The organism is Arthrobacter sp. P4_F10, from assembly GCF_056401435.1.
Window position 1 is genome coordinate 1 of record NZ_JBFUJJ010000058.1, and the last position, 10,921, is coordinate 10,921.

At 64.9% G+C, this 10,921-nt stretch carries 12 protein-coding genes; 8 read left to right on the forward strand and 4 right to left on the reverse strand.

Features of this window, described 5'->3' with window-relative positions:
- From AC1DR1_RS22100 to AC1DR1_RS22135, 8 genes are all read left to right on the forward strand, one after another.
- The coding region (locus AC1DR1_RS22100) for a VOC family protein (protein WP_476993339.1) at positions 1–318 on the forward strand (318 nt) is incomplete at its 5' end.
- On the forward strand, positions 315–1,751 hold the full coding sequence (locus AC1DR1_RS22105) for a dihydrolipoyl dehydrogenase family protein (protein ID WP_229995144.1): 1,437 nt from the start codon (positions 315–317) through the stop codon (positions 1,749–1,751). The genes AC1DR1_RS22100 and AC1DR1_RS22105, both read left to right, overlap by 4 nt.
- A gap of 215 nt (positions 1,752–1,966) precedes the next feature.
- Positions 1,967–2,386: a DUF3040 domain-containing protein gene (locus AC1DR1_RS22110; protein ID WP_364744245.1), complete on the forward strand. Its 420-nt coding sequence runs from the start codon at positions 1,967–1,969 to the stop codon at positions 2,384–2,386.
- A 51-nt stretch (positions 2,387–2,437) separates the two neighbouring features.
- Complete coding sequence (locus AC1DR1_RS22115; protein ID WP_229995146.1) at positions 2,438–3,085, forward strand: TetR/AcrR family transcriptional regulator; 648 nt, start codon at positions 2,438–2,440, stop codon at positions 3,083–3,085.
- Positions 3,086–3,242: 157 nt separating this feature from the next.
- A complete protein-coding gene (locus AC1DR1_RS22120) occupies positions 3,243–3,704 on the forward strand; it encodes a carboxymuconolactone decarboxylase family protein (RefSeq protein ID WP_364744251.1) in 462 nt (153 codons plus the stop codon).
- A gap of 173 nt (positions 3,705–3,877) precedes the next feature.
- Positions 3,878–5,140 (forward strand): NYN domain-containing protein, encoded by a 1,263-nt coding sequence (locus AC1DR1_RS22125; protein ID WP_229995148.1) that lies wholly within the window; start codon positions 3,878–3,880, stop codon positions 5,138–5,140.
- A gap of 72 nt (positions 5,141–5,212) precedes the next feature.
- Positions 5,213–6,028: an arsenate reductase/protein-tyrosine-phosphatase family protein gene (locus AC1DR1_RS22130; RefSeq protein WP_229995149.1), complete on the forward strand. Its 816-nt coding sequence runs from the start codon at positions 5,213–5,215 to the stop codon at positions 6,026–6,028.
- A 2-nt stretch (positions 6,029–6,030) separates the two neighbouring features.
- On the forward strand, positions 6,031–6,423 hold the full coding sequence (locus AC1DR1_RS22135) for a VOC family protein (protein WP_476993340.1): 393 nt from the start codon (positions 6,031–6,033) through the stop codon (positions 6,421–6,423).
- A gap of 200 nt (positions 6,424–6,623) precedes the next feature.
- Here AC1DR1_RS22135 and purU read toward each other — a convergent pair whose 3' ends face one another.
- The 4 genes from purU to lipA all read right to left on the reverse strand — a co-directional run.
- The gene (purU, locus tag AC1DR1_RS22140; protein WP_229995151.1) at positions 6,624–7,565 is read right to left on the reverse strand and encodes a formyltetrahydrofolate deformylase; all 942 of its coding nucleotides are present in this window, start codon (positions 7,563–7,565) and stop codon (positions 6,624–6,626) included.
- The gene (gene cycA, locus AC1DR1_RS22145) at positions 7,562–9,028 is read right to left on the reverse strand and encodes a D-serine/D-alanine/glycine transporter (protein WP_229995152.1); all 1,467 of its coding nucleotides are present in this window, start codon (positions 9,026–9,028) and stop codon (positions 7,562–7,564) included. Before cycA ends, purU begins: the two co-directional genes overlap by 4 nt.
- The gene (locus AC1DR1_RS22150; RefSeq protein ID WP_229995153.1) at positions 9,018–9,854 is read right to left on the reverse strand and encodes a methylenetetrahydrofolate reductase; all 837 of its coding nucleotides are present in this window, start codon (positions 9,852–9,854) and stop codon (positions 9,018–9,020) included. Before AC1DR1_RS22150 ends, cycA begins: the two co-directional genes overlap by 11 nt.
- Positions 9,855–9,914: 60 nt before the next feature.
- The coding region (gene lipA, locus AC1DR1_RS22155; RefSeq protein ID WP_476993341.1) for a lipoyl synthase at positions 9,915–10,921 on the reverse strand (1,007 nt) is incomplete at its 5' end.

The window sequence follows — 10,921 nt, forward strand, 5'->3', positions numbered from 1 at the left end:
CAGCTGACCCCTCCCGGGTCGGAAGCATCGATCATGATCGGCAAGAGCATCACCGCTGCCGCACCCGGATCACTCCAGAACCAGATTTTCGCCGTCAAGGACATCCTCGCGACCCGGGCCGACCTCGCTGAAAAGGGCGTCGACGTCTCCGAGGTATTCCACTACGCGAAGGGATTCATCTTCAACCTCGACAACCAGCACCGCGTTGCGGGCCTGCACCCGGAACGCGCCGACTACCAGTCCTTTGCCTCCTTCAGCGACCCGGACGGCAACAGCTGGCTTCTCCAGGAAATCAACACCCGGGCGCCCGGACGTTGAGCACCCACAGCGGTTCAGCAGAATACGACCTGATCGTGCTCGGGGGCGGCGCCGTGGGAGAGAACATCGCCGACCGCGCCGTCCAGGGTGGCCTGAGCGCCGTGATTGTCGAAAGCGAGCTCGTGGGGGGCGAGTGCTCCTACTGGGCATGCATGCCATCAAAGGCGCTGCTGCGCTCCGCCCAGGTGCTGCGGGCAGCCCGTCAGGTTCCCGGGGCCGCGCAGGCCGTGACCGGTGAACTCGACGTGCAGGCCGTGCTGGCACGGCGGGACTCGTTCGCCAGCAACTGGTCCGACAGCGGCCAGGTGAGGTGGCTCGAAAGCGCCGGCATTGCCCTGGTGCGCGGTCAGGGCCGGCTCACTGGCCCCAAGGAAGTCACTGTCACGGCCACGGACGGTTCTACGACGCTGCTCACCGCCCGCCACGCCGTCTCCGTTGCCACGGGATCAGACGCGCTCCTGCCCGACATCGACGGACTCGCTGATGCCCGGCCGTGGACCAGCCGGGAGGCCACCAGCATCAGGGCCGTCCCTGAAAGCCTGGCGATCATCGGCGGCGGCGTTGTTGCCACCGAGATGGCGACAGCTTTCGCCGCCTTTGGCACGGCAGTAACCCTGGTCTCCCGCAGCGGGCTGCTCTCAGGCATGGAGCCGTTCGCTGGTGAGCTAATTGCGGAAGCCCTCCGTGCGCAGGGTGTCCACGTCATTCTCGAGTCGAAAACCACCCGCATCACCCGGGACGAAAGCAGCGTCACCATCGAAACCGGGGACGGCAGGACCATCTCCGCCCAGGAGGTGCTCGTCGCGACGGGTCGTACACCCCGCACTGGAGATATAGGCCTCGATTCGATCGGCCTCAAGCCCGGGGCGTGGATCGAGACTGACGACACCATGCTGGTTCCGGGATTCGACTGGCTCTATGCTGCCGGCGACGTGACGAACCGGGCCCTGCTCACCCACCAGGGGAAGTACCAGGCCCGGGCGGCCGGTGACGTTATCGCCGCCCGCGCTTCCGGAGCAGCAGTATCGGACGCGCCATGGGGAACCCATGTGGCCACCGCCGACCACCAGGCGGTGCCGCAGGTCACCTTCACCGACCCCGAGATCGCGTCCGTGGGGCTCACCGCCGCGGCCGCACGGAAGAGCGGCTACGACATCAAGGTAGTCGACTACGAGATTGGGCACGTCGCCGGCGCCAGTGTGCGGGCCGACGGCTACACCGGCACCGCCCGGATGGTCGTTGACGAAGAGCGGAAAGTCGTTCTTGGCGTGACGTTCGTCGGCCCGGACGTGAGCGAACTGCTGCAGGCCGCGACAATCGCGGTCGTCTCAGAAGTCCCGCTGGACCGATTGTGGCATGCGGTACCGGCCTACCCCACGGTCAACGAGGTCTGGCTCCGGCTTCTCGAAGGATACGGGCGCCCGACCCGGTAACGGGCCCCCTCGGCGCTGCCTCTTGCGAGCGGCGCCTGCTCGCCCGGACGCCATGACAGTGCGTTTGTCCCAAGCCTGGCGACGGTGTCCTCTCCCCATCTGGCGGAGACGACACCGCCGTCGTCGGCCCTGTCCACGTCGCCTGACAAGACGACTTCACGGACCTCTGCGCCTGGGCTCCTCCCACTAAGTCCCTACCAAACGATCGGCACTCCATGTCCCACAGCCCCCTCTCGGAACACGAAAAAAGTTTGCTTGAGCAGCTCGAGAAGCAGTTCAAAGAGGACCACCCCACATTCGCCAAGGCGATGGAAGAAGTGCCGGCCCCTAACCGTTCTGCCCTCCACATCGTCGCCGGGGCAGTTACCGTGGTGGCTGGCTTTCTGCTCCTGCTGCTGGGCGCAGCGCTTCAGGGCCCCGTTCCGAACATCCTGGTCGGTGTCCTCGGTTTTGCCGTGATGATCGTCGGGGCGTTTCTCGCCATGAGGCACACTTCGGTAGCCAAAAACAGAGCACCTGCGCCGACCTTTCAAAAACCGGAATCGGTCGAAAGGACAAAGGCGGGCAAGGATCGACGTCCCTTCAGGGACGCCTTCGGAGACTGGGCCTTGTGGGGCCTGTTTTGGTGGGTGTAAAGCTGAATCGGCGACAATCTGCGAAGCCATTGCGGGGATGAGGAGGACCGGATGCGCGTCCAAGGTGACGGGCCCACGTTGACTTCCCGTTCGAGCGGTGCGACCGCGAAGGTCGGTGGACCCACGACGGAAACTCGGCGTTCGGTGCTTCTGGCCACCGTGGATCTCATAGACCGGCTCAGCTACCCGTCGGTGACCATCGATGCGGTCGCGCGCGCATCCGGCGTCAGCAAGTCCACGATCTATCGGTATTGGCCCTCCCGACAGGCCCTCATCCTCGAGGCCTACACGTACAAGACCAACAAACTCACCATTGTGCCGGACACGGGGAACGCGATCGAGGACCTTCGGACGTACCTGATGAAGCTGGCCCACTGCCTGAACTTCGCCGGCGCTGCCTCCACCGTCTCGGGGTTGATCGTCGACGCGATTAACGATGACGAATTTGCCCAGCTGTATCGGGCAACCCTGTTGCAGGAGCGCCGGAAATCGTTGTTGGTCATCCTCCTCAAGGGCCAGCGCCGGGGACAGATCCGCAAGGAAGTGGACCTAGGAACCGCGATTGATGCGATCTACGGCGCAGTCCATCACCGCCTGCTCGTCAGCGGGCAGCGCATTGATGAGCCCTTCGTTGCGGCCCTGACCGACCTTGCACTGCGCGGAATCTCCACGGCGCACGCTCAGAGCCGAACGAAATAACCTGCGAGTTTTCCTCTCTTTCGGGTGGAACGCTACCGGCAACTTCGTCCCACTTCTTTGGCGTCTGGTCACTCGACTTCGCAGACTGGACGAAGAGCCGAGGAAGCCCCCTTCACCGGACTTACCCAAGAACAGGATTGAAAAGAATATGTCTGTCATGACCCCTATCAACATCAACGTAGCCAAGGAACACTCGGAGTTGTACAAGGTGGCGATTGCGTTATCCGCACAGGCCGATGCTGCCGCCAAAGACGCAGGCCTGCCGGCATTGCTAATCGAACTGATAAAAATCAGGACCTCGCAGATCAATGGCTGCGCCTTCTGCATGCGCCTCCACACGGGCGACGCCATAAAGAAGGGCGAGACCAGTGAACGCCTCGCGGTCCTGCCGGCATGGCGGGAAACGTCCTACTTCACGGAGCAGGAACAGGCCGCGCTGAGCCTCAGCGAGTACGTCACCGGGATAGCCGACTCGCATGCGAACCGGCGCCTCTACGAGGAAGCTGTTGACTTCCTCACCCCACAGCAGGTCTCAGCGGTCACTTGGATGACGGTCGGCATCAATTCCTTCAACCGAATCGCCCTCACCAGTTCCTACCCGGTAGTACCCAAGGGATGACCGAGGTCATTGATCCGGGTGGTCCCCAGCGGCGCTGAGAATCGCGCCGGCGTCCCGGGCCCGGTCCGCCGCACCGCTTACGACGGCGCGCCAGAAGGCCCAGAACCGCGACTGGCCGCCACAGTGAAGGTCACATCTGGTACGTCCCCCACTCTTGCTGGCACACTGAGCCGATGAGCGATCCTCTCCCCCAGTCCAGGCGGCCTGGCATCCGCGCCGCGATGTTCGTGGATTTCGACAACGTCTACACCGGCCTGATGGCCTTGGACCCGGCGGCCGCCAAGAGATTCGCTGAGGATCCCAAGCATTGGACGGAAGCGTTGGCCGCCGGCGGCGCGGGCGAGGAATCCCGGCGCTTCCTGATCCGCAACTGCTACCTCAACCCGGTGATCTACTCCAAGTACAGGCCGTACTGGACGCGTGCCGGCTTCCGTGTGATCGACTGCCCCTCCCTCACGCAGCGGGGCAAGTCCAGCACCGACATCAACCTGGTGCTGGACGCGATGGATGCCCTGTCCGGCGCGGCACATGTTGAGGAATTCTTCGTCGCGTCGGCGGACGCGGACTTCACGTCGCTGGTCCAGCGGTTCCGGGCGGCTGACCGCATGACGACGGTGATCGCGGCCGGCGCCGTGGCGTTCGCCTACCGGGAGATGGCCGACAGCGTGGTGGAGTCGCACGACTTCGTGGCAATCCTCAACGGGACCTCGGCCGAGATCCATGCCGTGGCATCTGTCCAGACGCAGCGGGCAGAAGGGGCAGTGAAGACGACGAAGTCCAAGGCCACGACTCTCTCCGGCGCGGCCAAAGAGGTCTGCGACTTTGTCCGGACTGCCCCGGGCCCGGTTGTCGGGGCCATGGTGGCTCACCGGGCACTCACGGCCGATCCCTCGCTGAAGACCGACTGGGGCGGCTGGGGAAAGTTTGGTAGCTGGGTGGCACAGATCGGCCACGGCGTTGAATATTCCGCTGCGCGGGGTGGCTGGGTCTGGGACGCGCAGAGGTTTTCCGGCGACGATCTGCCCGCCGAGGCTGAGGACGGGCCCGGCATCGAGGAACGGGTTGCCCGGGTCACTGATGTGCCTGCACTCTCCGCCGCCCAGTTCCGTCAGCTGCTCGAGGCCATGGCGGCCAGGCTCCATGAGCAGCCGGTCACTCGAAACGAGCTGTCCCGCGTGGTCCGGGACGACTGCGTTGCGGCCGGGCAGCCGGTATCCCGCTCGGCCGTCAACTTTGTGATCCAGGGCGTGGTGTACGCGGGAGGTTCCCTCTCCGAGGAAATGACGGCCCAGGAACTCGCCGCCGCATGGGCCAGAAACGTGGAAGAGCTGTGCCGGCTTGCCCTCATGGAGTTCGACGACGCCGAGAAGCTCGCGCTCAGGCGCTGGGCCGGCGGCGGGCTGCTGGAGTCCGGCCCAGGCGACTCCCGGGCGTAGCGCTGCGTCCCGCCCTCAGATAGATCAATCAAACCTCTTTGATCGATCTATCTGAATTGATAGAATTGTGGCGTGAGCCACACCATATCCCCAGAGGATCAGGCGGCGCCGGAATTCCTCCGCCTGGCTGGACACCCCGTGCGGTGGCAGCTGCTGGGCGAGCTGGCCCGCAGCGACCGGCAGGTGCGCGAACTAACGGCGCTGGTGGGTCAGAGGCAGAGCCTGACCTCCTACCATCTTGGCCAACTGCGCGCAGCCGGTCTGGTGACCATGCGGCGCAGCTCGGCTGACGGACGTGACACGTACTGCAGCCTCAACCTGGCTGCCTATCGCGAACGGCTTGCCGCATCCGGCGCGGCGCTTCACGCCGGCCTGCGGCTGGTCCCGGCTGAGCTGGCACTGCCCGCGGACGGTCTTGGCGGACCGCCGGGTCAGTCACGCGCGCAGTCACCCGTTCGGGTGCTGTTCCTGTGCACGGGCAACAGCGCCCGCTCCCAGATGGCCGAGGCGATCCTGGGGCGCCTGGGCGGCTCACGGGTCGAAACCGCCAGCGCCGGCAGCCACCCCAAAGACCTGCACCCCAACGCCGTGCGCGTGATGGGTGAGCGTGGCATGGACATCAGCGGCGCCCGCTCCAAGCATCTGAGTGAGTTCGCCGAGCAGCGCTTCGACTATGTGATCAGCCTTTGTGACCGCGTGCGGGAAGTGTGCCCGGACTTCCCGGGGGCGCCGGCGATGGTGCATTGGAGCATCCCCGATCCGGCGGCCGAGGCAGCCAGTCAGGACAGTTATCCGGCGTTTGTTCGCACCGCAGAGGAACTGAACACGCGGATCCAGTTCCTGCTTTACGCAATCGAAAACTCCCAAACGAGTTCGGAAAGGAGCTAGAAATGCCCAACGACCTTACGGAACTGGTCAGCGTCCGATACATGGTGGCCGACGTCGATGCGGCGGTCGACTTCTATACAAAGCACCTCGGGTTCACCCTCAGGATGAGCGCCGCACCGGCGTTCGCCGACGTCACCCGCGGCCGGCTGCGGCTCCTCCTGAGCGGGCCAAGCAGCTCGGCAGGCCGGCCCATGCCGGACGGCGCGGTGCCAGCGCCGGGAGGATGGAACCGGATCCACCTCATCGTGGGCGATATCGCGGCCGAAGTGCACCGGCTGCGCGCAGCGGGCCTCACGTTCCGGAACGACATCGTCACCGGCCCAGGCGGACAGYAGATCCTGCTGGAAGATCCGTCCGGCAACGTAGTCGAGTTGTTCCAACCCGCCGGCCAATAGCGGCCAGCGGACGATGCCGGGCCCTCCCGCCGTCGTCCGCTTTCGTTTAGTCAGTTTCCATAGGACAGTGCCTGCGACAGGATGACTGCCAACAGGGCACCGGCTGTGAGAATGACAGCCCAGGTTTCCCTGCGCAACCGCCGATCGGCGCGCTTCCGGTCAGATGACTCGCAGCGCGGCACATTTGTCGGTTTCATGGCCTACCGCAAAATGACGGTGCGGTTGCCGAGCAGCAGAATCCTGCCTTCACAGTGCCAGCGGACGGCGTTGCGGAGTGCCGCGCATTCGGCGTCCTGGCCCACCGCCACCAGGGCATCGGCGGTGTACGTGTGGTCCACGTCGATGACCTGCTGGGAAATGATCGGGCCCTCGTCGAGTTCGGCGTTAACGTAGTGGGCCGTGGCGCCCACGGTCTTGACGCCACGGTCGTAGGCCTGGTGATACGGCTTCGCGCCTTTGAAGCTGGGCAGGAACGAGTGGTGGATGTTGATGGTCCGTCCTGCCAGCTGGGCCGAGAGCTCATCGCTCAGGACCTGCATGTACCGGGCCAGCACCACGAGTTCCACGTCGAAGGCGTCCACCAGCTCCATTAGCCGGGCCTCTGCCTCGGGCTTGGTGTCCTTGGTGACTGGCAGGTGGAAGAACGGGATGCCGTGCCACTGGACCAGGCCCTCCTGGTCGCGGTGGTTGGACACCACGGCCACGATCTCCACCGGGATGTCGCCGGTGCGCGCCCGGAACAGTAGATCGTTGAGGCAGTGGCCCATTTTGGACACCATGACCAGGACGCGGCGTTTGCGGCCGTGCGGTTCCAGCTGCCAATTCATCTCCCACTTCTCGGCCACAGGCGTGAAGTCGCGGCGCAGGTCCTCAGTGCTGAAGGACTCCTGGCGCGAGGAGGAGTCGGAGGAGGAGTCGGAGGAGGAACCCGAGGAAAAGTGGACGCGCATAAAGAAGTGCCGTTGCCCCTTGTCCCCGTACTGCTTGATGTCCAGGATGTCGCAGCCGTGGTCGAGCAGGAATCCCGAGACCGCGTGGACGATGCCCGGCGACTCCGCGCAGTCGACGGTCAGGACATGCTCTGCCGTGGCAGCGGGTTCCGCAGGTGCAGGGTCGGGGCTTTTTGGGGTCTGTGCGGTCATTTCTGCACCTTCTCAAGCTCTCGTGCAACAGCTGATGCCTCTTCCTGCGCGAGCTCGGCCTGGAACCGTGAATAACGGGCCAGGTGGGCGGGACGCCGGCGCAGCACGAACCACGCGGCGCCGAGCAGAACGAACCAGACCGGCGTGACCAGGAGCGCCAGAAGCGTGTCCGGCTGCGTGGTCAGCGCCCAGAGAACGAAGGCGAAGAACGCGAAGACCACGCAGACCATGGGGATTCCGCCCGGCATCTGGAACTTGGACGCCTCATGCAGGTGCGGGCGGCGGCGGCGGAAGGCCAGGTAACTGGCCAGGATGATGGACCAGACGAACACGAAGCAGACGGCGGACACGGTGGTCACCATGTCGAAGGCCTTGCCGATGTCCTGTCCGGCGTACATCAGGACCACACCGGAGAGCAGGAGGACGCAGGACAGGAACAGGGCGTTCTGCGGGACCTTCCGCCGGGACAGGCTGCTGAAGACCGACGGCGCGTCGCCCTCCTGCGCCAGCCCGTAGACCATGCGCGAGGTGGAGTAGATGCCGGAGTTGGCCGAGGACATGGCCGAGCTGAGCACCACCAGGTTCACAATCGTTGCCGCAGCTCCGAGCCCTGCCAGGGAGAACATGGCGATGAACGGGCTGTGGCCTGCCTGGAACTGGGTCCAGGGAGTGACAGACATCAGGATGATCAGGGCGCCCACGTAGAAGAGCAGCACGCGGATGGGGATGGAGTTGATGGCCTTCGGCAGGCTCTTCTCCGGGTCCTTGGCCTCCGCGGCGGTGGTGCCCACCAGCTCAATGCCCACAAAGGCGAACACCGCGATCTGGAAGCCGGCCACAAAACCCATGAACTCGTTCGGGAAGAAACCGCCGTGGCTCCACAGATTCGTGAAGCTGGCAGGGCCGGCGTCGGACTGGAAACCGCTGAAGATCATGAACAGACCCACCACGATGAGCGCCGCGATCGCGATGATCTTGATCAGCGCGAACCAGAACTCCGTTTCGCCGAACGCCTTCACCGTGGTGAGGTTCAGGAGCAGGAGGATGGCCACGGTGGCCAGGCCCGGGATCCACAGCGGCAGCCCCGGCCAGAGTTCCTCGGAGTAGCCTGCGATGGCGATGACGTCCGCGATTCCCGTGATCACCCAGCAGAACCAGTAGGTCCATCCGGTGAAGAAGCCGGCCCAGGGCCCGAGGAGATCCGCCGCGAAGTCGCTGAAGGATTTGTAGTTCAGGTTGCTTAGCAGGAGCTCGCCCATGGCCCGCATCACAAAGAACAGCATGAAGCCGATGATCATGTAGACGAAGATGACGGAGGGTCCGGCCGCGGAGATGGTTTTGCCCGAGCCCATGAACAGGCCGGTGCCGATGGCGCCGCCAATGGCGATCAGCTGGATGTGCCGATTGCTGAGCTGCCGCTCAAGATGCGGTTCCTGCTGGGAAGTTACGGTTTCAGTTGTCACGTGCTGCTCCTCGAATCAATGCTGTCTGGAGTGCTGCTGAGATGGGCGCCTGACCCGGTCCGCCGGGAACAGAGTCAAGGCTGTTGAAGCTGTAGAGATGGATGCCCGCGAGATTGCCAGGCTGGCTTTCCAGCCCGGACACCAGGCTTTGCGGGAAGTAGCGGTCGCCGCTCAGGAGCTTGCGCGCCAGCGGGCCCTTCCGGCTGAGGAACTTCAGGGAACTTCCGACGCCGATCTGCGTCGCCAGGGAGACCAGTTTGGCCCGGGGCACGGACCCCGCCACCCCGGCCCAGACGGGCAGCTCAACGCCTTCGCGGCGCAGCAGCGCCGCATAGTCAAGGATTTTCTCCGGGGCGAAGCACATCTGGGTCACAACGTGCGAGGCCAGGTGCTGTTTTGCCAGGAGCGCGTCCAGCATGTCCACGGGGCCGGCGGAGGGGTGGCCCTCCGGGTAGCCCGCAATGCCTGCCCGCATCATCCCGCCGGAGTACTGCGCGATGTCCTCCAGCAGAGGAAGGGCGGACTCATACGGGCCGGCCGGCTGCTTCCGGTCCCCGCCGATGACAAACGCCTCGCGGATGCCGGCTGCATCACAGTCGCGGAGGATTCGGGTCAGCTCGGCCCGGTCACGCAGGCTCCGCGCGGCGAGGTGCGGGATGACGGTGTAGCCCAGCACACCAAGCTGCACGGCAGTGCGCATGGTCCGTTCGATGCCGTGATGGGGCAGGCAGGTCACCGTGAGCGTGGTGGTCAACGACACCAGGTCCGTGACTCGCTCAACGATTCCCTCGGAAGGGATGATTTCTATTCTGATGGGGAACATCATTGGTCCTCTCAATGCATCAGGTTTTTGGGCATCAGGTTTTTGGCATCAGGGTTGGGTTGTTCAGGCCGTAGCCGCCAGCAGTGAGCTGGCTTCCTGGCGGGTGCTGCCGGAGCTTTCGATGTGGGCGAGTTCGGCCGGGATTTCCCAGCCCTTCTTGCGCATCGCGGTGGCCCAGAGCCGGCCGGCGCGGTAGGAGGAGCGCACCAGGGGCCCGGACATGACGCCGAGGAAGCCGATCTCGTCCGCTTCGTTTTGCAGGTCCACGAATTCCTGCGGCTTGACCCAGCGGTCCACCGGGAGGTGGCGTTCGGAGGGGCGGAGGTACTGGGTGATGGTGATCAGGTCGCAGCCGGCCTCGTGCAGGTCCCGGAGGGCCTCGGAGATTTCCTCGCGGGTCTCGCCCATGCCCAGGATCAGGTTGGACTTGGTCACCATGCCGAGCCTGCGGCCCTGGGTGATGACGTCCAGGGAGCGCTCGTAGCGGAACGCCGGGCGGATCCGCTTGAAGATCCGCGGCACGGTTTCGACGTTGTGGGCGAAGACCTCGGGCTTGGAGTCGCAGATCGCCGCGATGTGCTCGGGCTTGCCGGAGAAATCGGGGATCAGCAGCTCGACGCCGGTGCCCGGGTTCAGTTCGTGGATCTTGCGGACCGTCTCGGCGTAGAGCCAGACGCCCTCGTCGGCGAGGTCGTCGCGGGCCACGCCCGTCACGGTGGCGTAGCGCAGCTGCATTGCCTGGACCGAGCGGGCCACCTTGGTGGGTTCGAACATGTCCACGGGCGAGGGCTTGCCGGTGTCGATCTGGCAGAAGTCGCAGCGCCGGGTGCATTCGGAGCCGCCGATCAGGAAGGTCGCTTCCTTGTCTTCCCAGCATTCGAAGATGTTCGGGCAGCCGGCCTCTTCACACACGGTGTGCAGGCCTTCCTTCTTGACGAGGTTCTTGAGCTGGACGAACTCCGGGCCCATCTGGACCTTGGCCTTGATCCATTCCGGCTTCCGTTCCACCGGTGTGGCCGCGTTTCGCTGCTCAATGCGCAGCATCTTCCGGCCTTCTGGTGCCAGTGTCA

Excerpts from the sequence above, each read along its gene's own strand:
- AC1DR1_RS22110 (WP_364744245.1), top strand. The coding sequence starts at position 1,967 with ATGTCCCACAGCCCCCTCTCGGAACACGAAAAAAGTTTGCTTGAGCAG.
- AC1DR1_RS22115 (WP_229995146.1), top strand. The coding sequence starts at position 2,438 with ATGCGCGTCCAAGGTGACGGGCCCACGTTGACTTCCCGTTCGAGCGGT.
- AC1DR1_RS22120 (WP_364744251.1), top strand. The coding sequence starts at position 3,243 with ATGACCCCTATCAACATCAACGTAGCCAAGGAACACTCGGAGTTGTAC.
- AC1DR1_RS22125 (WP_229995148.1), top strand. The coding sequence starts at position 3,878 with ATGAGCGATCCTCTCCCCCAGTCCAGGCGGCCTGGCATCCGCGCCGCG.
- purU (WP_229995151.1), bottom strand. The coding sequence starts at position 7,565 with ATGACCGCACAGACCCCAAAAAGCCCCGACCCTGCACCTGCGGAACCC.
- AC1DR1_RS22150 (WP_229995153.1), bottom strand. The coding sequence starts at position 9,854 with ATGATGTTCCCCATCAGAATAGAAATCATCCCTTCCGAGGGAATCGTT.